This window comes from Micromonospora sp. C28SCA-DRY-2, from assembly GCF_030519475.1.
Lineage (GTDB): Bacteria > Actinomycetota > Actinomycetes > Mycobacteriales > Micromonosporaceae > Micromonospora.
This window is the reverse complement of record NZ_JAUMKD010000001.1, coordinates 264,693-285,175: the sequence shown is the minus strand read 5'-3', so window position 1 is coordinate 285,175 and position 20,483 is coordinate 264,693. Positions and strand designations below refer to the sequence as shown.

The 20,483-nt window shown below is 70.1% G+C and carries 17 protein-coding genes, 1 tRNA gene and 2 pseudogenes; 8 read left to right on the top strand and 12 right to left on the bottom strand.

Annotation, left to right across the window (positions count from 1 at the left end; all coding sequences use genetic code 11):
• Positions 1-36: 36 nt before the first annotated feature.
• From Q3W71_RS01270 to Q3W71_RS01260, 3 genes are read right to left on the bottom strand one after another with little or no spacing between them, the layout of a single operon-like run.
• The gene (locus Q3W71_RS01270; protein WP_302917423.1) at positions 37-543 is read right to left on the bottom strand and encodes a GNAT family N-acetyltransferase; all 507 of its coding nucleotides are present in this window, start codon (positions 541-543) and stop codon (positions 37-39) included.
• Positions 543-998 (bottom strand): Rrf2 family transcriptional regulator, encoded by a 456-nt coding sequence (locus Q3W71_RS01265; protein ID WP_302917422.1) that lies wholly within the window; start codon positions 996-998, stop codon positions 543-545. The genes Q3W71_RS01270 and Q3W71_RS01265 overlap by 1 nt, the downstream gene beginning before the upstream one ends.
• Positions 999-1,005: 7 nt before the next feature.
• A complete protein-coding gene (locus Q3W71_RS01260) occupies positions 1,006-1,905 on the bottom strand; it encodes an AraC family transcriptional regulator (RefSeq protein ID WP_302917421.1) in 900 nt (299 codons plus the stop codon).
• Positions 1,906-2,140: 235 nt separating this feature from the next.
• On the opposite strand from Q3W71_RS01260, the gene Q3W71_RS01255 reads away from it, so the two are divergent.
• The gene (locus tag Q3W71_RS01255; RefSeq protein WP_302917420.1) at positions 2,141-2,917 is read left to right on the top strand and encodes a RhlG family 3-oxoacyl-ACP reductase; all 777 of its coding nucleotides are present in this window, start codon (positions 2,141-2,143) and stop codon (positions 2,915-2,917) included.
• Between the two features lie 102 nt (positions 2,918-3,019).
• Here Q3W71_RS01255 and Q3W71_RS01250 read toward each other — a convergent pair whose 3' ends face one another.
• Positions 3,020-3,451, bottom strand: coding sequence for an SsgA family sporulation/cell division regulator (locus tag Q3W71_RS01250; protein WP_007457244.1), 432 nt, complete (start codon positions 3,449-3,451; stop codon positions 3,020-3,022).
• A 303-nt stretch (positions 3,452-3,754) separates the two neighbouring features.
• Here Q3W71_RS01250 and Q3W71_RS01245 point away from each other — a divergent pair, with 303 nt between their 5' ends.
• The gene (locus Q3W71_RS01245) at positions 3,755-4,309 is read left to right on the top strand and encodes a TIGR02611 family protein (protein WP_302917419.1); all 555 of its coding nucleotides are present in this window, start codon (positions 3,755-3,757) and stop codon (positions 4,307-4,309) included.
• A 51-nt stretch (positions 4,310-4,360) separates the two neighbouring features.
• Positions 4,361-4,432 (top strand) — tRNA-Val (locus tag Q3W71_RS01240).
• Between the two features lie 1,086 nt (positions 4,433-5,518).
• Here the strand turns inward: Q3W71_RS01240 and Q3W71_RS01235 are convergent.
• The 7 genes and pseudogenes from Q3W71_RS01235 to Q3W71_RS01205 all read right to left on the bottom strand — a co-directional run bounded on the left by Q3W71_RS01235 (position 5,519) and on the right by Q3W71_RS01205 (position 13,737).
• Positions 5,519-6,157: a hypothetical protein gene (locus tag Q3W71_RS01235; protein WP_302917418.1), complete on the bottom strand. Its 639-nt coding sequence runs from the start codon at positions 6,155-6,157 to the stop codon at positions 5,519-5,521.
• Positions 6,158-6,965: 808 nt separating this feature from the next.
• The gene (locus tag Q3W71_RS01230; RefSeq protein WP_302917417.1) at positions 6,966-7,745 is read right to left on the bottom strand and encodes a GNAT family N-acetyltransferase; all 780 of its coding nucleotides are present in this window, start codon (positions 7,743-7,745) and stop codon (positions 6,966-6,968) included.
• A gap of 95 nt (positions 7,746-7,840) precedes the next feature.
• Positions 7,841-9,121, bottom strand: coding sequence for an MFS transporter (locus Q3W71_RS01225; RefSeq protein ID WP_302918689.1), 1,281 nt, complete (start codon positions 9,119-9,121; stop codon positions 7,841-7,843).
• A 118-nt stretch (positions 9,122-9,239) separates the two neighbouring features.
• Positions 9,240-10,817 carry an FAD-dependent monooxygenase gene (locus tag Q3W71_RS01220; protein WP_302917416.1) on the bottom strand — a complete coding sequence of 526 codons (1,578 nt, stop codon included), beginning with the start codon at positions 10,815-10,817 and terminating at the stop codon, positions 9,240-9,242.
• A 64-nt stretch (positions 10,818-10,881) separates the two neighbouring features.
• The gene (locus tag Q3W71_RS01215; protein ID WP_302917415.1) at positions 10,882-12,516 is read right to left on the bottom strand and encodes a TlrC/CarA/OleB/SrmB family ABC-F type ribosomal protection protein; all 1,635 of its coding nucleotides are present in this window, start codon (positions 12,514-12,516) and stop codon (positions 10,882-10,884) included.
• 53 nt (positions 12,517-12,569) lie between these two features.
• Positions 12,570-12,760 (bottom strand): annotated as a pseudogene (locus Q3W71_RS01210) (ATP-binding cassette domain-containing protein); the annotation flags it as partial.
• 176 nt (positions 12,761-12,936) lie between these two features.
• Positions 12,937-13,737: a GNAT family N-acetyltransferase gene (locus Q3W71_RS01205; protein ID WP_302917414.1), complete on the bottom strand. Its 801-nt coding sequence runs from the start codon at positions 13,735-13,737 to the stop codon at positions 12,937-12,939.
• Between the two features lie 190 nt (positions 13,738-13,927).
• Here Q3W71_RS01205 and Q3W71_RS01200 point away from each other — a divergent pair, with 190 nt between their 5' ends.
• From Q3W71_RS01200 to Q3W71_RS01180, 5 genes and pseudogenes are all read left to right on the top strand, one after another.
• Positions 13,928-14,815: a LysR family transcriptional regulator gene (locus tag Q3W71_RS01200; protein ID WP_302917413.1), complete on the top strand. Its 888-nt coding sequence runs from the start codon at positions 13,928-13,930 to the stop codon at positions 14,813-14,815.
• A gap of 507 nt (positions 14,816-15,322) precedes the next feature.
• Positions 15,323-16,023: pseudogene (locus Q3W71_RS01195) on the top strand (IS5 family transposase); the annotation flags it as partial.
• A 147-nt stretch (positions 16,024-16,170) separates the two neighbouring features.
• Positions 16,171-16,959, top strand: coding sequence for a PIN domain-containing protein (locus Q3W71_RS01190; RefSeq protein ID WP_302917412.1), 789 nt, complete (start codon positions 16,171-16,173; stop codon positions 16,957-16,959).
• A gap of 19 nt (positions 16,960-16,978) precedes the next feature.
• A complete protein-coding gene (locus Q3W71_RS01185) occupies positions 16,979-17,377 on the top strand; it encodes a hypothetical protein (RefSeq protein ID WP_302917411.1) in 399 nt (132 codons plus the stop codon).
• A gap of 1,056 nt (positions 17,378-18,433) precedes the next feature.
• Positions 18,434-19,528 carry an IS110 family transposase gene (locus Q3W71_RS01180; protein WP_302917410.1) on the top strand — a complete coding sequence of 365 codons (1,095 nt, stop codon included), beginning with the start codon at positions 18,434-18,436 and terminating at the stop codon, positions 19,526-19,528.
• 163 nt (positions 19,529-19,691) lie between these two features.
• On the opposite strand, the gene Q3W71_RS01175 is transcribed toward Q3W71_RS01180, so the two are convergent.
• Complete coding sequence (locus Q3W71_RS01175) at positions 19,692-20,267, bottom strand: hypothetical protein (protein WP_302917409.1); 576 nt, start codon at positions 20,265-20,267, stop codon at positions 19,692-19,694.
• Between the last annotated feature and the right edge of the window lie 216 nt (positions 20,268-20,483).

The window sequence follows — 20,483 nt, the reverse complement described above, 5'->3', positions numbered from 1 at the left end:
CCCCGCCGGCCGGGCCGGTCCGGGGCGCCGGCGGGATCAGGCCCGGTCGACGGCGAGGACCCGGGTGACGCTGCCGTCGTCCTCGACGATGTCCCGCTCGTGGGCGAAGCCGAGCTTGCCCAGCAGCGCCAGGGAGGCGCGGTTGGCGTCGGCGACCGTCGCGTACACCCGGGGCAGGTCGAGGGTGTCGAAGCCGTACCGGACCAGGGCCCGGGCCAGCTCGGTGCCGAGGCCGCCGCCCCACGCCGGCTTGGCCAGCGCGTAGATGATCTCGTGGCCGGCCACCTGGTCGGTCCGCTTGATCTCGGCGTGCCCGACGTACCGGCCGTCGCGGCGCACCGCCCAGACGTCGAACAGGTCGGCCGCGTACACCTTGGTGAAGACCCGGCCGAAGAGCGCGCCGGCCTCCTCGGCGGTGAGCGGGCCGTCGCCCATGAACCGCCCGACCTCCGGGTCGGTGAAGAGGGTGACGAAGTCCTCGGCGTCGCCCGGCCGGTAGGGCTCCAGCAGCAGCCGGTCGGTGTGCAGGGTGGGGGTGGGCATCAGCGCGGCTCCCAGGCGTCGGGCAGGGCGGTCAACCTACGCACGTGCGCGGGGAGCCGGCCACTGATTATCTCGGCCAGGCTGACCTCGTCGACCACCCGGCGCACCGCCGCGCGCACCGCGACCCAGAGCCCCGGCAGGTGCTCGGCGGCGCCGTCGTAGCGGGTCTGCTCCGGTCGTACGCCGCGCACCCCGGCCAGCGGTCCGTCCACCGCGCGCAGCACCGCGCCGACCGTCACCTCGCGCGGCGGCCGGGCCAGGGTGTAGCCGCCCTCGGCACCGCGCTGCGCCTGGACGATCCCGGCCCGCCGCAGGTCGGCCAGGACCGCCTCGAGGAACTTGCGCGGCATGTCCTGCTCGGCGGCGACGGTCTGGGTGGAGAGCAGCCGGGGGTACGCGGCGGCGAGGCTCAACGCCGCCCGGACCGCGTAGTCGCCGCGCGCCGAGATCTGCACCGGGCCATCATGCCGGGCCGGCGCCGGTGAGCGGGTCGGCGGGCCGGCGGGGACGGACGACCGGCCCCGCGACGGGCTGCTCGCGGGCGGCCCGGAACGCGCCCGGGCTCACCCCGACCTCGCGGGTGAAGAACCGGCCGAAGTTGGTCGGCTCGGAGAAGCCGAGGCGGCGACCGATCCGGGCGATCGGCTCGTCGGTGGCCGCCAGCAGCCGGCAGGCCTGGAGGGCGACCCGCTCGTCGACCACCTGCTTGGCGCTGCGCCCGGTGACCGCGAGACAGGCCCGGGTGAGGGTCCGGACCGAGCAGCCCAGCCGGTCGGCGTAGTCCTCGACCCGGCGGGTGTGCTGGTAGCCGCGCTCGATCTCCCGGCAGAGCCGGTGGAAGGTCGCGGTCTCGGCGCGCGGCGCCGGCCGGTCGGCCGGCAGCAGCGCCAGCCGGATCAGCAGCACGGCGAGTTGGTGCCGGAGCAGGGCGCCGGCGGCCGGCGTGCCGCGGTGCCGCTGGCAGTCCACCGAGAGTTGGCTGACCTCGGTGATCACCGCGTCCTCGTCCTCGCCGGCCAGTTGCAGCCAGGTCGGCGCCGCGTCCGGGTCGACGTCCAGCCCGCGCAGCGCGTCGGCCGGCCAGCGCACCACCGTGGCGTCGAGGTGCGCCCCGGCGCAGCGCAGCACCTGCCCGGCGCGCACCCGCAGCAGCGTGCCGGGCCGGCAGGGCAGTGCGCGAAAGTCCACTTCGGCGGTGCCGTGTCCGCCTGTGGTCAGCACGAGCAGTTCCCGCTCCAGCAGCAGCGGACGGCGCCAGCCGGGGCCCGGAGCGAGCTCACCCAGGGTGAGGGTGTCGATCTCGGCGGGGCAGGGCGCACCGGTGGGGTACGACGCCGGAGAGAGCTGACCGGAAGAGACCATCGCCTGCGACGGTAGCCCGCGGCGCCGGCCGGCGCACCTCGACAGCCTCGCCGTGGCCCGGCCCGTCGGGTGCCCGACACACCCCGTCCCGGCGGACAGCGCCCCACGGGCCCGTTCGCGCAGAACGGCACTCCTGCGGAGAAAGCAGGCGGTCGCGGCGGCGGGTGGGGGTTGTCCGGGACCTGGGGGAGAGTTAGGTTACCGAGCGGTAGCGGCGACGGGCGATGGGATGGGCATGACGGATCTGTTCTCGGTCGACGGCAAGACGGTCCTGGTCACCGGCGGCTCCCGGGGGATCGGCCTGATGATCGCCCAGGGCTTCGTCCGGGCCGGCGCGCGGGTGATCATCTCGTCCCGCAAGGCCGACGTCTGCGAGCGGGTGGCCAAGGAGTTGTCGGCCGAGGGACGCTGCGAGGCGATCCCGGCCGACCTGGGCAACGACGCCGGCGCCGAGGGCCTCGCGGCGGCCGTCCGGGAGCGGGTCGACCGGCTCGACGTGCTGGTCAACAACGCCGGTGCGACCTGGGGCGCGCCGCTGGAGGCGTACCCGGAGAGCGCGTTCGACAAGCTCTGGGCGGTCAACGTGAAGGCCGTCTTCCGGCTCACCACCGCGCTGCTGCCCGCGCTGCGGGCGGGGGCCAGCGCCGACGACCCGGCCCGGGTGATCAACATCGGCTCGATCGACGGCATCCGGGTGCCCTGGATGGAGGTGTACGCGTACTCGGCCACCAAGGCGGCCGTGCACATGCTCACCCGAAGCCTGGCCCACCAGCTCGCCGGCGAGCAGATCACCGTGAACGCGATCGCGCCGGGGCCGTTCGAGAGCAAGATGATGGCGTTCGCGCTGGACGACCCGGAGTCCCGGGCCGCCATCGAGTCGCAGGTGCCGCTGGGCCGCATCGGCCGGCCCGAGGATATGGCGGGCACCGCCATCTACCTGTCGTCGCGGGCCGGGGCGTACCTGACCGGCGCGGTGATCCCGGTCGACGGGGGCATCACCACCCACGGCTGAGCCCGGCGCGCGGCGGGAGGCTGCCCGCGTACCACCGGGTGAGCCGGAGCCGCGCGGACTCGGCAGGTCCGCGCGGCCCCGACTGACCGATTGTTCCGGTTTTCAGCGACCGGCGAGCAGCCGGTTCACCGCGGTGTCGACATCCAGGTGCTCGGCCTCCCGGCCGCGCGGGACGACGACGTAGGTCCGCCGCAGGAAGCGCACCAGGACGCTGCGCGGCACCTCGAAGAGGGCGTTGCCGTCGGGCGACGACAGCGCCAGCGCGACGAAGTCCCCGCGCGGGGTGGCCCAGGGCCAGACCCGCACGTCGCCGATGCCGGCCGGCTCGTCGAGACCGGTGACCAGCAGTTCGCGGGCGAAGGACCAGCTCACCGCCTCGCCGCCGGCCGATTCGGCGTGGAACAGGACATGGACCGCATACGGGTCAGCAGGGTCGTAGCGCAGGCTGGCACGCACCGGCAAGGCGGTGGCGTCAGGCGCGACGAGCCTTAGCGACGTCTCGACCTCTACGGTCGTCGGTCGGATGACACTCATGGACGTTCTCCCCCCGGCACCGCTGCGGAACGCGCGTGTCCCGCTTTTCCCATACTCAGGTGCTACTCCTGGCTACGCTCCGCCATACGCTGACTTCACCCAGTGGTGGGAAGGGGGTCGGAAGAGCCGCCAGAATGTGAAAATTCATGTAGGATTTCCGGTTCTGCCCAGTGCGTGATCCCGCCCGGCATCGGGTGGTTCAGTCGTCGACTTACTCCGGTAACGTCCAGTCGTCGGAAGGGGTGACGGTTCCGCGCGACACTGGGGGTGGAAATGGGCACGAAACGATCCTCAGTGGATCCGATGGCCGCGTCGCGGCCGCCGAACGTCGCGGCCCGAGCAGCCGAAAAGCGGGGGTACGGGGTGCCGATGGAACAGCACGACCGGCACGGCCAGCCGGAGGCCGGGCGCGGGGCGCCCGAGCGCGCCGGCGGCACCGCCGTGGCCGACCGGCGGCCCCGGCCGCGCTGGCGGCAGCGGGTCAGCATGACGCTGGACCTGATCCGCGCCAACCCGACCGGCCGGGTCGCCCTCAAGATCTTCATCGCCATCGCCGGCGCCCTCGTGGTGACCATCGGCGTCGCCCTCATCCCGCTGCCCGGGCCGGGCTGGCTGCTGGTGATCGCCGGGCTGGGCATCTGGGCGGTGGAGTTCCACTGGGCCCGCCGGCTGCTCGGCTTCACCCGCCGGCACGTGCACGGCTGGACGCAGTGGGTGAAGGGAAGATCACTCGGCGTACGGTTCGTGCTGGGGTCCGTCGGGCTGCTCTTCGTGGCCACGGTGGTCTGGCTGTCGCTCAAGTACAGCCTCGGCATCGACGTGGTCGCCCGGGCGCTGCACTACCTCGCGACGCACTGACCCCCGGATTCGCGGGGAGGGCAGCCGATCAGGTACAGTCATCCGCGCTGAGGGCGATTAGCTCAGCGGGAGAGCGCTTCGTTCACACCGAAGAGGTCACTGGTTCGATCCCAGTATCGCCCACCGTAAATATTTGCAGGTAGCGAGCCCGTCGCCGGAACCACCGGTAACGGGCTTTCGCGTTGCTGCCCCTTAACTTGGGAGCAGATTGGGAGCACAGCGCCCGGGTTCTGGCGTCCGACTGCCCAGGCCTCCCGGCAACTGCACCCGGTGCCCGGTTTGGACCCGGCCCGCCGACTGATCGAGAGCTCGATGTACCGCCATCGACACCGGGTGACGAGAGGACGTCGCGGCTATGGCCAACCGGCCTGACCGATAGCCGTCGCTGCGAACGGTGCGTCATGAGATTCAGATGAACGCGACGCTAATCAACCGACAGCGGTGCGAGCTGTTCACCGCTTCCGGGTTCGAGGTCGGGATCAGCATCGACGGACCGGGCGCGGGCAGCTGCCAGGCGGCGCGTTCGCGCACCCAAAGCACAGCCGCTTCTGGCGAGCTGGTCCGGGCAGCTCGACCGGCCCGAGCGCCTGCGCTACCAGGAGGTGGAGCCGGTAGTGGTGGCGGAAATTTGACGTCGACGCCGCGTACGAGCACCACCGCAAGCGGCACCCGGTCCGGCACTTGCGCCCACGGCTGGACCTGTCCGTCTACGACGTGCCGCTGCTGCTCGACCACGGCGGCCGCCGAGCGGTCGTCGCAGCTCAGGCGCCGCCGCTTGTGGGCGTCAGCTCTAGACCCGAGTGCGGTCCAGTTCGTCGCGTCGGTAGTAGGTCGGCGACTTCGGGCAAAGCTGCAGGCGAGAACCAGCGGTTGACCGGCAGGTCCTGGCGGCTTCTCGCCGCAGCACAGGAGCAGGTTCTTTACCTCGGGCGCGTCGCCCTGAGCGATGACTGTTCCGTATCGGCGCTCGCAGGCCCGTTCACCCGTCCGGTCACGGCGTGGGGCGCTGCCGTTCTCGGCCAGCTCCACGGTCCCGCCCGCTCGGCGACGACGTCCTTGTGGGCGTCGGCCGGGATCCAGGTGACGCGGTCGCGGTACCGGTACGGTAGCCAGGACCCGTGCAGGATGCCCTCCAGCAGGTGGTCCAGGTGAGGGCGCGGACCGCACGGGAATGCGGGGGTGCTCGGGGTGGCCGGCATGGCGGTGGCGTCACAGCGGGTCGTGGCGGCCTTCTGGCGGCTGTAGCTGCGGGGGTTGAACGTCGGGTAGAGGTGCAAGCGGCCGCATGGTACGGCCTTGCGGGTGACCGGGCAGCGGCTCGTTCCGGTCCAGAGGTCCGCCCACCCGCACCCTCTGCGTCTCGAACATGATGGCGCCCGCGCCGATCTCTAGCCGGGGCTCAGTCAGGTAGAGGCGATGGTCGCTGAGAGCGGGCACTGACAGGTGCGGCACCGGGCGCAGGAAAGTGATGTCGTCGGCGCCGCGGTCGGTGGTCCACACCACGCGGTCGCCAGCCTTGTGGAGCGCCCGCTGTCGGGCCCGGATGGTCCGCGGGGTCTCCTTGGAGTGCTGGATCTCGCCAGCCACGGTCAGCACTGGGCCGACGGCCACGACGTCCGGACGGCGGCGGGCGCGTGGACGCCACACCTCGACCTCTACGGTGCCGCCGACGGACATCCACGTGCGGGCCTTGCGCTCCTTGAGCGCCTTGTGCGTGTCGCTCTCCGGCTGGTGTTCCGGGTGCGGCGAGCGCCCGTCCTCGTGCCGGAACGTCGGGCCGTACCGCCCCTCCACGAAGGTCAGCCAGACCGGGGCCCGGGGGAGTCCTTTCTGGGCTTGATGACGCATGCAGAGCAGGCAGAGAAGCTTTTCACCGCCATGCCGTGGGGACGATCATTGACCAAGCGGTCACGCAGGTCAGGCTCGTCGGGATGCCCCCAGTCGGGCAGCCGTGGCTGCAACTCGACCTTGGCGGGCACGTAGAACACCCCGTCGTTGTAGGTGACCGGGTCGAGCTGTTGCCAGACAGTTTGGGTCACTGGTCCCCCCAAAGCTGCGGTTCTGGTGCTCAGCCATCCGAATCGGCAAACTTCCATGCGCCGTCTTCCGAGGGTATCGGCCAAAGCCCTGAGCGTCGAAGATCACGAACGCGGACGACAGTGGCAGGTCGAGCACTCGATCCAACCTACGGCAGTAGCTGGCCCTGGTTTGAGTACTCAGGGTGGGCCGCCCGCAGCCGCTACCGCGCCTTGCGCGGCTAAACGGATGGTTGACACCATCGGGGCGATGAGCTGTCTCCGTCGCGTTCGCCAAGATCGCGCAGGTCGACGAGGAGTTGTACAGCGGGGTCGTACTCGCGGGGTTTCTTCGTGGCGATGAGTACGGCGACCCGCTGCCATGCGACGGGTTGGTCAACTGCGAGAGTGTCGAGGTGCCGTTGCCGGGCGGCTGCTGCGGACCGATCCCGGCGAATCCGGGCGCGTTCACGCTGCTCGGCGTCCCGTCGTTCTCGCTGGTCGCGCAGGTCCGCGGCGGCGGCGGATAGTTGCCCGGCGGTGCGGGCGGCAGCCGGGGTGGGCTTTTCGGTGGGGTGTGCGTCGCGGTAGCGGCGCAGCAGTTGGCTGCGTAGGTGGGGCTGGCGCGTCTGCTCATTACCTCAGACGCTCCGTCGCGAGGACGGCGTCAGGCACTTGCCCATGCTGATGTCGTCGACGTAGGTGCCGTCGATCAGGAACTCGTCGATGTGTCGGCCTTCGACGGTGTAGCCGTGCTGTTCGTAGAGCCGTATGGCGCCGGTGTTGGTGGCCAGGACGCGCAGTCCGACTTTCTTCGCGCCTTGTGAGCCGGCACGGCGTTCGGCGGCTGACAGCAGGGCTGAGGCGATCCCCGTGCGGCGGGCTTGCTCGGCCACCACCAGGTTCCACAGGCCGAAGACGTGGGCCCCTTCCGGGAACGGGGTCGTCGGGTGGGTGCTCACGGCGCCGACGAGCTGGCCGCCGAGAGCGGCGACCAGGTGGGTTTCGGGCTTGCGTCGTTCGGTGAAGTAGGCCGTCCGCTCCTCGGCCCGGGTGGAGGGGAGCCCTGAGCCGGCGGTCCACGCCGCACGGTCGAGGGCGAGGAGAGCGGCGTCGTCCTCGGTTGTGGCGGGGCGTACCAGGGGCAGCCAGTCGACGGTGAGTCTGTCCCTGGTCGCGAATCGCAGCAGGTGGCCGGCGGTGGTGTCCTCCACCGCCGCGACGGCGTCCGCCGTGCCGGCTTTGACGATCATGTCGAGGTGGGCGGTCGAGGCCACGAGTAGGCAGCTGCCGATGCTGAACCTGATGGACCCGCGGTCCTCGTCGAGTTCGGTGGGCACCTTGCGCCCCATGTGGGAGACCAGTTGCTTGAGGTAGCGGTGGGGGCGGTCGGTGACGACGCGTGCGGTCGAGTAGAGCATCTGGTGCCTTTCCGGCAGTCGTGACTTCTGGAGCTGGTGGGTGCACCGATCAGGCAGCGATGACGGCATCGGTCAGGCAGCGATGACGGCATCGGTCAGGCAGCGATGACGGCATCGGTCAGCGGGGCGGGGTGGCTGTCCTGTGCCGGGCGCTCCCGGTCGGAAGAACTACGTAGCGCCGCCTCGATTCGGCGGTTGGTGGTCATGGTCGACGTGACGGCGGTCATGGCGAGGAGGAGGCCGGCGGCGGTGTAGAGCGGGGTGCGTACGTCGTAGGTGGTGGCCAGCCAGCCGCCGAGGAAGGCGCCGAACGGGGCGGCGCACATGGCGAGCATGCGGGAGGTGGAGGCGACCCGGCCCATCAGGTGGGCGGGGACGATCGCCTGTCGGAGGGAGGGGCCGAGCACCATCGTGGCGCCCATGCCCGCGCCGCAGACGGCGAGCGCGAGCCCGGCCACGTACGGGTTCGGGGCGGCGGCCAGGCCCAAGATCGCGAGTCCCTCGGCTGCGGCCGTGCAGGTGAGCGCGGTGCCGGTGCCGAGCCGTCGGCCGAGGAAGGAGGCGATGCCCGCGCCGAGCAGGCCGCCGGTGGCCTCCGCCGTGAGGAGCAGACCGAAGCCGAAGGCGCCGATGCCGAGACGCTCGTGGGCGAAGAGGGCGAGGACGGTCCCCACGGCGAGGAAGGCGACGTTCCCGACCGCCGGGCGCAGCGCGAGCCCGAGCAGCAACCGGTCCCGGAAGACGTACGAGGCCCCGGCCCGCGCCTGCCGAAGCAGCGACTCACGGACCTGCGGTACGGGCCGGGGCACGGCGGGCAGGGACCGTACGAGCAGTGCGGAGAGCGCGAACGACAGCGCGTCGGCGAGCAGCGGAACCGCCCGCCCCAGCGCGAGCAGCGCACTGCCCGCAGGCGGCCCCGCGAAGCCGGACATGGCGGTCTGGGCCCCGCGCAGCCGGGAGTTGGCTCGCTCCAGGAGTGCGGGATCGCGGCCGAGCAGATCCGGCAGATAGGCCGTGGCGGCCGTGTCGAAGAACAGCCCGCCGAGGCCGAGCAGGAAGGCAACGGCCGCGAGCAGCGGAATGCTCAGCACGTCGAACGCGGCCGCTGCCGCCGGTATCGCGAGCAGCAGCGCACGCGCCGCGTCCACGACCCACATCGTGCGCCGGCGGTCCCAGCGGTCCACCAGCGCACCGCCGAGCACCCCGAACAGCAGCCACGGCAGCGTCCCGGCGGCCGTGACGACGGCGAGCGCCATCGGATCCCGCGTCAACCCCAACGCGAGCAGCGGCAGCGCGGCATGCGACACCCCGTCACCGAGCGAGGACACCGTCTGCGCAGCCCACAACCGCCCGAACCCGGCCGGCAACCTCCGCACGTCTGAGGTCACTTGGCGTCCCCTTCGGCCTGCTCGCGCCGCGCCGGGTGGAACAGAGCGACCGGGGCCTGTAACCGCGCCCCCAGCTGTCCCCGCAGCTTCCGCGTCCGTACCACCTTCACGACGCCGGCCCGTTCGAGCATCCGTACTCGACAGCTGGCACTCCCCTTGGCTTTGGCGGTGTGCCGAACCAGCGGGAGAGCGCGTCTCGCAACGTGGCCCCGGCGGTGACGGTGGGTTCGTCGAGCGTCGCGGCCCAGGCGACGTGCCCGTCGGGGCGGATCAGGAGGACGTCTGCTGGTCGGGTGTCGGTCTTCGCGGTGCGAATGTCGACGCGAGCGACCCAGTCTCTGGCAATCTGGCGCAACTCGGGGCGGTCGGCAAGGTCGAGGAGGACGGGCCGTGCGGTGTGCATGAGCTTCGCGACGCTGGTTATGCCCCGGTCGGTGTGCAGGGTGAGGTCGGGTACGAAGGTGCCGGCCAAGGCGTGGTGGCCGGTGCCCGGCATCGGGTAGCGGACGTCAGCATGAGCGACGAGTGCTCCCATCCGGCGCAGCGCCGGCTCGTCGGCGACCAGTTCCTGGAAGACCTGCCGGAGCGCTTCGGCGGCCGGGTCGTGTCCGCGCCTCATGGCCGCCTGGGCTCGGGTCTGCAGCTGTGCACGTGCGCCGGCGAGGTGGCGCTCGTCGTGGTACGTGTCCAGCAGGCCGGCCGGCGCCCAGCCGTGGATGTCGGCGCCCAGCTTCCAGGCGAGGTTGACCGTGTCGAGCATGCCGACGGTGAGTGCCGTACCGGTGGCGGGGAACAGATGGGCTGCGTCGCCGGCCAGCATGATCCGCCCGTGGCGGTATCGTTCGGCCTGCCGATCCTTGAACGTGTAGCGCGACAGCCGGATCGGTTCCCCCAGCGGGAGGTCCGCGCCGAGCACACGGCGAGCGCTCTCTGCGAGTTCGGTCAGGGTCAGCGGTTCGTCGTCGTCGTACTCGGTGGTTTCGTCCTCGGTGATCTGCACGAACAGGACGCCGGCGGTGATCGCGAACGCGAACACACCGCGGTCCGTCCGCGTGAACCCCGCGCGGATCCGGCCCAGCCCGGGAACGTCGATGTCACCGTTGTCCAGCACCGTCACCGAGTCGGGCACGGTGACTTGGCCCAGCCTGTTGACCTCCGGGTAGGTCACGCCGGGGAACGCGATCCCCGCGAGGTCGCGGATCCGGCTGCGCCCACCGTCGCAACCGACCAGGTATCGAGCGGTCACTCGCGCGGGCCCGTCCGGCCCACGCACGTCCGCGGTCACCGTGGCATCGTCCTGGGTCACCCCGACCACGTCGTGTCCGCGACGGACGTCAGCGCCGAGTTCCCGCGCGCGTTCCTCGAGCAGTCGCTCGACCTCCCGCTGCGGAATTGGCATCGCCCGCATCGGCGGATCCACCAGGTGCGTGAAGTCCAGGTGCATGGTGCCGAACGGAAATCGAGGGGCCACCTGGGGATTGCTGCTGGCCTCCTCGAATCGCTCCAGAATTCCCCGGTGGCGCAGCAGGTCCAGGATCCGCCCGCCGAGGCCGCTGGCCTTCGGGATGTCTCGCGGCTGCGGGTGGCGCTCCAGCACCACCGTTCGGGCTCCGGCCAGGCGCAATTCCCCGGCCAACATCAGGCCCGCCGGACCGGCGCCCACGATGATTACGTCAGTCTCCATTACTCGCCATTCCCCTCTGAGGTTCTCTTCGCCCCTGGCACCGCCGTCGCGGCAGGTGCCGGCGTCAGCCGGTCCTCTCGCTGAGTTGTTCCACGTGGCCGGCACGTAGCTGTAGGTGCGTGGCGGCGAACCGAGCCCGCATCCGGCGGTCGTGGGTGACGACGACCACTGCGCCCTGGTAGTCGACCAGCGCCTGCTCCAGCTCCTCGACCAGAGCAGGGCTGAGGTGATTGGTCGGCTCGTCCAGGAGCAGCAGGTCGACCGGCTTGCTGACCAGGCGGGCCACTTCGAGCCTGCGGAGTTGTCCGTACGACAGCTCCCTTACCCGCAACCGCAGGTCAGTCGGCCGAAACAGGCCCAGCGACAGCAGTTCGTCCGGGTCACCAGCCGGCCCGCCGGTGAACGCTTCCAACACGGTCAGGTTCGGCGGCCACGGCGTCATCTGCTGCCGCAGGTGACCGATCCGGCCCTGGGTGCGTACCGTTCCATGGTCCGGGCGCAGTTCTCCTGCCAGGACCCGGATGAGGGTGGACTTGCCCGCCCCGTTGGGCCCGGTGACCAGAAGCCGGTCCGTGCCGCCGATCCGCAGTGACGGCACGTACAGCCGGTCGGTGACGCGCACCTCGGTGAGCTCGGCAACCGTCTCCGGGGCGTCGTTGTCGACGCCGGTGATGCTGGCCGAGAACACCAGCGGGTCGGGCGGCGGCGCGACCGGGTTTGCCGTGAGACGCTCGATGCGCTCCTTGGCGTTGCGGATGCGTCCCATCGCACCGTGATCACGGCCGCGGGCCCGGAAGGCGCCGTGCCCGAACTTGGCCATCGGCGCCTTGCGCGGGATCGCTTCCAGACGGAACGCGTTGGCGGCAGCGAGCTTACGGTTGCGGACCAGCTGATGGCGCCAGTCTTCGTACTCCTGTAGCCGACGGCGGCGTTCGGCGGCCGTGGCGGTCAGGTACCCGTCGTAGCCGTCGCCGTGGCGTGTCACCGTGCCCTGACCGACGTCCAGGATTGTGTCGGTGACCCGGCTGAGGAACTCCCGGTCATGGGTGACCGCGAGCAGTGTGCCGCGGTGCTGCCGCAGGCGCGCCTCCAGCCAGCCCACGGCCTGATCATCGAGGTCGTTGGTCGGCTCGTCGAGCAGGAGCAGTTCCGGTTGGGAGGCCAGCGTGGCGGCCAGCGCCAGCCGGGACCGCTCCCCACCGGACAGGGTGCCGAGCGCCCGCGTACGGTCCAGATTCGGCAGGCCGAGCCGGTGCAACGCCTTCTCGACCCGGGTGTCCGCCCCGTACCCGCCCCGTGCTTCGTAACGGGAAACCAGCCCGGCGTAGTGCTCCAGGCCCGCGACGAGTTCAGCCCTCGACAGACCGTTCAGTCCGGCTTCGGTGTTCATGATCAGCGACTCGAGCTCGCGGAGGTCGGCCAGAGAGAGGTCGATCGCGTCCTGGACCGAGGCATGTGGCGGCAGCGGCAGCGATTGGGCCAGGTAGCCGACACCGCCCGGGGCGATCACCGTCAGTTCCCCATTGTCGGGTCGGTCCACCCCGGCGATCAGGCGTAACAGGGTCGACTTCCCGGCGCCGTTGTCGCCGATGATGCCGACCTTCTCGCCCGGTTTGACGCTGAAGGACACGCCGGCCAGCACCGTGCGCTCGTCGTAGCGGCGGATGATGTGATGCAGCGAAAGTTGCGACGTGAGCAAGACGGCCCCCGATCTGACGGATTGACAAGGACATGCCGGTGACGGCCGTTCGGCAGCAGCTCGTCGACGGCGCGAACTGGCCGGTGACGCCGATGGCCGCGCGGACCGCCTTGGCGTCGGTGGCAAGGTCGTGGCCGGCGACTCGGACCGCGCCGCCGTCGGCCTGCACCAGCGTGGTCAGCACGTTCACCGTCGTCGTCTTGCCCGCGCCGTTGGGGCCGAGCAGACAGAACACCGTGCCGCTTGACGTTGACGTGGGCAGGTGGCGACCGCCGGGTGGTGGCCCGGGATCACCGGGCGGGTCTCGGCTTCCGCCCGGGGCGGCGCACATCCAGGGGCGGATAGCATCTTTCATGACAAACCTCCCTCCAGCGGGGACGTGTCGGCCCGGTGCTGCTGGACCGGAGTCAGGGCCGCCGGTTACGGCAGGGTGAGTTCGTAGCGGATACGCCGCCCGAGAGGGCGGAAGCCCAGGTGTCGATGCAGGGCGACCAGGTCGGAGTCCTCTTCGGCGGTGCGAGTCTCGATCTCCTCGACGTGTGGGTGGATCTCGCGCAGTCGCGTGAGCAGAGCGGCGTTGACCCACAGCCCCAGCCGCCGTCCGCGATGGCCGACGAGCACGGCAGGGCCGTACTGGCGGGCGCGACGCTGCGACGGTGCACCCGTCATCGCCAAGACATAGGCGACCACGCCGCCGTCCGCCTCGGCGGTGCTCACCACCGCATTACCCGGTCGGCTCGGATACCGGAGTAGTTGCTCGACGCTGTTCCCGCCAGTCGGGTCCCCGGTCCAGTGACGCAGTCGGTATCCGGGGTGCTCGACGTCGACCAACTCACCCAGCCAGGCATGGTGAATATCGCGGTAGGCGAGCAGGTCATGGATCCTGGATCCGGTGCGCCGAAATCCGTGCCGCTCGCAGAACGACTGCGCGGCGGAATCCGGGGCGGTCTCCACGATCAGCCGCCGTCCCACGGCGTATGCACCGACGGCGGCCAGCAGCCGCGATCCGATCCCTCGTCGACGCCACTGCGGCCGCACATACAGGTTCAGATCAAAGATGCCCGGCTGCAGGGCGGTCGGCGGTGGCAGTTCGTACTCGAACGGCATGACCGGACGTAGATCGGCGACTCCGGCCACCGAACCGGGCGACGTCACAGCGTGCCAGCGTGGGGTCCCGAGATGATCCGGCGTCGCCACGATGTCGATCACGCTTTCGCTCATGCGTCCACCATCGCCCGGCCGCCCCGGCCGAACAACGCAGAAGATCGCATCGCCGCATTAGCCAGCGGTGATCGATCGACGATGGACCCCGCGACGGCCGGGGGTCCGAGCCACGCTCATGCCGCCCGTTCTCGTCGTAGCCGTAGACTGCCCAATTCCAGGCCGCAATGATCGAAGGTAGGGCCGTCTGGTGGAACTGCGCGACATCGAGATCTTCCTGACGCTGGCCGAAGAGCTTCACTTCGGTCGCACGGCCGAGCGTTTGCACGTGTCCCAATCGCGGGTCAGTCAGTCGATCAAACAGCAGGAACGCCGGATCGGCGGGGGCCTGTTCGAGCGTACGAGCCGCGCCGTTCGACTCACCCCGCTCGGCGAACGGTTACGCGACCGCCTCCGCGCCGGCTACAGCGAGATCATCTCCGGCATCGAGGAGGCCGCCGCCACCGCACGCGGCCAGGCCGGCACGCTGACCGTCGGCACCATGGCCACCCACTACCAGTCGGTCGAGGCCGTCCTCGACCTGTTCCGGCAGCGGCACCCGCAGTGCGAGCTGCGCCTGCGCGAAATCCTGCCGGCCGACCCGCTCGGGCCGCTGCGGGCCGGTTCGGTCGACATCGGCATTCTCTGGCTGCCCATCCGCGAGCCCGACCTCACGGTCGGGCCGGTCCTGCATCGCGAGGAGCTGGTGCTGGCGGTGGCCGCCGGTCATCCGTTGGCCGGCCGGGGCAGCGTCGAGCTGGAGGATCTCGGCGATCATCCGGTGGTCTACCCCGAGGGACCCATTCCCGACTACGTGTGGGAGGCGCACACCCCGTCCACCACCCCGGCCGGCCGGCCCGTCCGGCGCGGACTGGGCACCGTCACCCTCGAGGAGGCCTTCCGAGCGATCGCCGGGGGCAACGTCGTGTCCCCGATCGGATCGGACGTGGCAGCCACCCGGCAACGGCGGGACATCACCTTCCTGCCCATCACCGACGGACCGGTGCTGCACTACGCACCGGTGTGGCGCAAAGGCGGAGAGAAGGCCCTGGTACACGCCTTCGTTCAAATCGTCACGAAGGCGCAGCAAACGACGTAGCCGGGCCTGGCGCCGCCCTTCCCACCGGCAGACCGTGACTGCGGCTCAACAAGCTTCCGACTGCCGCGCGCCACAGATTGGCCGGTGCGGGAGAACCCGCATGCCCGGGCATACGATCGTTTACCGAGCGGGACGAGCAGCTACGGGAGTTTCACGCAGGCGGCTGGCGGCCGGTGGATCTGCAGCGGGTCACCGGATACAGCCGGGAATCGACCGGCGCGTCTTCGCCGACGCCCTCGGTAAGCCACTCAGCTCGATCCCGACGACTTCGCCCAGTACGGCATCACCGGCCCAGGGCTAGACCCGCAAGGCCAACAACGTTTCAGCTGATCTTCGGCAAGCGATCGCAGCGAGCCTGCGAAGCGACCGGCACGCAACGGGGGACGATAAGAAAGCCGCAGGTCATCAGCCTGCGGCCACCGGCGGAGCGTCGTCTTAGAGACCGTTTCAATTTGAGTTCGGCGTGTCACTTGTGGACGGTCGCGGCTGTCGGTAGATCGATAGGCTGTGCGTGAGAGGGAGATCGTTGACGGGTTGTGGGAGCGGCTCGGGCCGTTGATCCCGGCTCGTACCCGCCGGTTCCGCTCCCCGGGACGGTTGGCCCGTGACGACCGGGCTGCCCTGGCAGGGATCTTGTTCGTGCTGCGGACCGGGATCCCGTGGCAGCAGTTGCCGACCTCGGCGTTCGGGGTGTCGGGCTCGACGTGCTGGCGGCGGCTGGCGCGCTGGCAGGAGCAGGGCGTGTGGCAACGTCTGCACGAGGTGCTCCTGGCCGAGCTGCGTGCCGTCGGAGCGCTCGACCTGGCCTACGCGGTGGTTGACGCCTCCCACCTGCGCGCCCTCAAAGGGGGGACCACGTCGGGCCGAGCCCGGTCGATCGCGGCCGGCCCGGCAGCAAACACCATCTGATCACCGACGCGGGCGGCGCACCCCTGGCCGTTACGCTGACCGGCGGGAACCGGCACGACGTCACTCAGCTCATCCCGCTGATCGACGCCATCCCACCGATTCGTGGCCGGCGCGGCCGGCCTGCCCGCAGGCCCCGCAGAATCTACGCCGACCGCGGCTACGACCACGACAAGTACCGCCACCTCCTACGCGCCCGAGGGATCACCCCGGTCATCGCCCGCCGCGGTCACCCACACGGCTCCGGCCTCGGCCGGCGCCGCTGGGTCGTCGAACGCAGCTTCGCCTGGCTACACGACTTCGGTTGGATTGACCGACTGAATCGGTTGCCCAGAACCTCATCACGGGATGGGTTCAGTATCTGAACCACACCACCGGGGGTACACCGTCTGCCGCGACACCTCGAACAGCTCGGCCAGGGTCGACAACGACGGGTGCTCCCCGGCGGCGTGCGGCTTGAGCAGATGCGCCTGCCGGATGGCCGACAGCTGCCCGGCGTCGACCGAAATAACCTGCACGCATCCCTCGCCAGCTTGCTCAACACCGCCACGATCATTCGCGGTGGAACCAGTCGTCCGATGATGCGTCCCGTGTTCTCCTACCTCGATTGGGCCAACGAGGTACGCCGTCAGCTCCGAAATCAGGGCAGCGCTGCCGACCTCGACCGCCTTGCACCGGCGGACCGGTACCAGCTACTCCTGTCCACCGCGGCCTCCCTGCAGGGGGACCAACTGGACGCCGAGAGGGTCCTCAACGGTCTCCTCGCAATGGAGCTGGACGAACGAATAAGTGCCTTCACGGAGGCCAATGCCGGGGTCAAGTCGCAGGTGAAGCAGTTCGAGAGGGCCGGGCGTCCCGTCGTGCTCGACAGCAACGTCCACCTGCACCATCCGCAGAAGCTGGAGGAGCTAGACCTCGCCCCGGCGCTCGGAACGCGCTACGACCCGATCCACATCCTCGTGCCGATGATCGTGGTGGACGAACTCGCTCTGAAGCAGCACAGCAAGGCTCACAACAGGTCGCGCATTATGGTGCGCGACGAAAAACCGCATTACCGGCATTCGGTAAGGCGGTTCGCGCGTCTTATGGGTCCGCGGTTTGTGGGTGCGGTGCCGAGATTTGTGGACCCTCGCGGCGGCCCAGCTCGGCGACCTCTCCGAGGCCGACCAGGCCGCGCTGAAGCACCTCCAGTGGTTCTACGAGAACAAGTTCTCCTTCAAGGGGTGGCGCCCGGCTGAAATTTGAGATCATGTCGCGATGGTTGTCATCGTGCAGCTACCGGACCCTAAGACTTGGCTGGGTGCCATCGGCTACAGCAGCCTGCTGTACGCGGCTCTCGACATCGTCACTCCGCTGGTGTTCCTGGTTCTGGAACCATCCGCGCTCTGGTGGTACCCACTGCCATACCTGGTCATCGGCTGGCTAGCCGGTAGCGTGCTGACCTTCATCCTTCGGACAACGGACTCATGGCGCACGACATGGCGGCCTCGCGTCGCGAAACTCGTCCTCGCGGCATGCGCCGCCCTGCTCGGACTGCTCCGGCACACGCTCGGCGGAGCGACCCCGAATGGCGACTTCGATCCGCTGTTCTACTTCCTACCGCTGCCGGCGATGGTGGTCTGCATTGCGCTGACCGGCTGGTTCCTCAGTCGGTAACCCGGCCGCATGCAGCCTGTCAATGGGCTGGTCCGCAACAGCCAGTCATGTGCATCGAGCACCGCCGTCTTGCGGGTTGGCGGGTTCCACACGATCCGGTCGGTGTTTCGCGCGGCCTACTTCAGGGGTGCCGGCGTCAGCCCTCGGTTCCTCGGGCGCCGGCGCGCGGGAGACGACTCCAGAAACCTGGTGGTGTTCGTCGTGTCTCCTGGCACCGCCGGGAGGGCGGGTGACGCCGGAGGGCGGAGTCGTGGTGGTGCCACGTTCCGCCGATGGGCCATGTCCTTTCGCGCTCATGGGTCTGATGAGTGGGACGGCACGGGTGGGGAGTCTGGAATGCCGGCATCCGGTGGGTTGCCGCAGGCTGCCCCACCGTGGAGGTGGGCGAATCCAGGCCATCGTGGACGGCAGGGAAGGCCGTACTGGGCCGCTCAGCGGATTCAGGGGACCGGCACAGCGGCCGGTGCGATCGACAGCCGGCGGGACGTGGCCCGCCTCAGCGGCAGGAAGGCCCGCTCGGCATCTCCGACGTCGAGTCCAGCGATCCGGCAGGAAGGCCGCGCCTAGCGTGCTCGACGAGCGGCAGAGTAGCACCGGGTGCGGACACGTCAACCCGTCGTGACCCCGCAGCCCAGGGCGGACCGGCCGGCTGCCGGTGTGGGAGGACTTTCTGTACATCTACCAAGGTGGCCCTTGACGGGCCGCACGCGCCGCCGCTTGGGCGCGCGCCCCGCGACCGGGTAAGCCGAGCAGACCACCGCCCGACCCGCCAGCGTCCGTACGAGCGTCAAGGCCCGCTTGGCGTGGCGGGCCGGGCGGCGGCCCGCTCCCCAGGAGGGCGGGTCGGCGGCAGACAGTGAGGATGGTGGGGTGGGTCGCCGGGTTGGTCTGACTCACCGGCAGACCGACGGATACTGTCCTCATCCCGATTCGTCGGCCAGCCCGGTGGCCCCGGCAGCTGCATGTCACCGGTCAGGCGTCGTGACCTGATAGGAGCCTGTGCGAGAGGCGCCCACCACTGTGTTGTCCGCACCGCCTGACCGGTGACGTGTCCACGTGTTCTCGACGCATACGAGAAAGGCGGACCTCACCAGCATGGCAGCCAAGAAGCGATCGGTCATCGGTGGTGTCGACACCCACCGCGATACCCACCACGCCGCCGTGATCGACAGCACCGGCGGGCTCCTGGCCGACCACGAGTTCCCGGCCACCGCCGCTGGTTATGCGGACTTGCTGGCCTGGATGCGCTCCTTCGGCCGCCTGGTCGCGATCGGGGTAGAGGGCACCGGCAGCTACGGGGCGGGCCTGGCCCGGCACCTGGCCTGCCACAAGGTCACCGTCGTTGAGGTCGACCGCCCTGACCGCAGGACCCGCCGGACCAAGGGCAAGTCCGACCCCATCGACGCCATCGCCGCTGCCCGGGCCACTCTCGCCGGCACCGCCATGGGCACGCCGAAGACCCGCACCGGAGCCGTGGAAGCCATCCGCGCCCTACGAGTGGCCCGCCAGGGGGCGGTCAAGGCCCGCACCGCTGCGATCAATCAGATGCGCGGCCTGGTCACCGCCGCCCCCGAAAGTCTGCGAGCCCAGCTGACAAAGCTCAGCGCCGCAGTCCTGGTCAGCCGCTGCACCGCTCTGACCGTCGACCCGACCAGGCTCAACGACCCGGAACAAGCCACCACTGCTGCGCTGGCCGGACTCGCCCGACGAGTCAGCACCCTGACCGAGGAGATCACCACCCTCGACCGACAGCTGACACCGCTGGTCCGCCAGGCAGCACCACGCACCAGCGCCCTATTCGGCGTCGGCACCGACGTCGCCGCCCAACTGCTCACCACCGCCGGCGACAACCCCGACCGGCTGCGCTCGGAAGCAGCACTGGCCCACCTCTGCGGCGCAGCACCCATCCCCGCCAGCTCCGGACGAGTGCGCCGCCACCGCCTCCACCGCGGAGGCGACCGCGGCGCCAACCACGCCCTCCACACCATCGCCCTCTGCCGCCTGCGCTACGACCCACGCACCCGCGCCTACCAGCACCGACGCACCACGGAAGGCCTCAGCAAGCAAGAGATCCTCCGCTGCCTCAAGCGCTACATCGTCCGCGACGTCTACACCGCCCTACGAGCCGACTTCGCCGCCCTCGCCCCTTGACCTCCATAGGAGCATCGGGATAGCGGCGAACTCGCGGGCTTGGTGTGCCTCGCAGTCCTTGCCTTGTCAGGTGGGCGTGGGTGAGTCCGGATCCTGACTGGCTAGAGTCCCTATTGCCTTCTCGCTGCCTCAAACAGCTCGTTAACCCGGAACTCGCGGTACGTCATTGGGTCACGGCACGGAAATACACGTTCGCCCCGGGCCGGAACATGGACACCATCGCGGCGCCGACCGCGCCGAGGTGCACGATCCGGCTCGTCGCGAACAGCAGCTCCATCAGGGTGACGTCCGCGAAGGCTGAGCTGAGTTCGTTGCCGTCGAGCAGCCACTGGATCGGGTCGATCAGCAGGGAGAGTGAGCCGAACACGCCCAGCAGCAGAGCAAGCGCCAAGCGAGCCCAGTTCCTTCCCTGAGATAGCCGTACGGCGAGGTAGCCGGCTACGACGAAGACGACGAGCCGCACGCCCACCCCGACAACGATCTCGGCCGGCGAGACCGGCCCCTCAGCGAACAGACCGACGACGGCCAGCACCGTCTCGAAGACGCCGGCCGCAATGGCGATCATCCACAGGACAGACGCGGTCCGTACAGAAGCAGGAGCGTCGGCGGTGGCAGGAGACGGGGCGACGATGGCGGTGGGCGTCGCGGTGGTGGCTGAACCGTGGGTGGGCATGGCCGGTCCCTCTCTGAGCAGGAGATTTGTCGGCTCCATGATCTTGGGCGGGAGTAGCTCGCGCACGCCAGCACGCCCCCAGATTTGCGGTAGGGACGCCCTCACCCCACCACGGGGTCTCTCCTACCAGCGGCCCGGATGCTCTACGAGCTTCGGCTGGCAGAGTCCCCTTCTCGCTGAGCCGCCCGACAGATCGAAGATCATGGTCCCTTGCCCAACTCGGTGACAAGGTGAGTGACTACGGGTGCGAACAGTGGTGGACGGCCCCGGACGTCGAAGGAC

What these genes read in the sequence shown, in the direction of transcription:
- Q3W71_RS01250 (WP_007457244.1), bottom strand. Translation starts at nt 3,451, where the DNA reads ATGAGTGTCATCCGACCGACGACCGTAGAGGTCGAGACGTCGCTAAGG.
- Q3W71_RS01255 (WP_302917420.1), top strand. Translation starts at nt 2,141, where the DNA reads ATGACGGATCTGTTCTCGGTCGACGGCAAGACGGTCCTGGTCACCGGC.
- Q3W71_RS01260 (WP_302917421.1), bottom strand. Translation starts at nt 1,905, where the DNA reads ATGGTCTCTTCCGGTCAGCTCTCTCCGGCGTCGTACCCCACCGGTGCG.
- Q3W71_RS01185 (WP_302917411.1), top strand. Translation starts at nt 16,979, where the DNA reads ATGGTTGTCATCGTGCAGCTACCGGACCCTAAGACTTGGCTGGGTGCC.
- Q3W71_RS01205 (WP_302917414.1), bottom strand. Translation starts at nt 13,737, where the DNA reads ATGAGCGAAAGCGTGATCGACATCGTGGCGACGCCGGATCATCTCGGG.
- Q3W71_RS01220 (WP_302917416.1), bottom strand. Translation starts at nt 10,817, where the DNA reads ATGGAGACTGACGTAATCATCGTGGGCGCCGGTCCGGCGGGCCTGATG.
- Q3W71_RS01245 (WP_302917419.1), top strand. Translation starts at nt 3,755, where the DNA reads ATGGCCGCGTCGCGGCCGCCGAACGTCGCGGCCCGAGCAGCCGAAAAG.
- Q3W71_RS01270 (WP_302917423.1), bottom strand. Translation starts at nt 543, where the DNA reads ATGCCCACCCCCACCCTGCACACCGACCGGCTGCTGCTGGAGCCCTAC.
- Q3W71_RS01230 (WP_302917417.1), bottom strand. Translation starts at nt 7,745, where the DNA reads ATGCTCTACTCGACCGCACGCGTCGTCACCGACCGCCCCCACCGCTAC.
- Q3W71_RS01235 (WP_302917418.1), bottom strand. Translation starts at nt 6,157, where the DNA reads ATGCGTCATCAAGCCCAGAAAGGACTCCCCCGGGCCCCGGTCTGGCTG.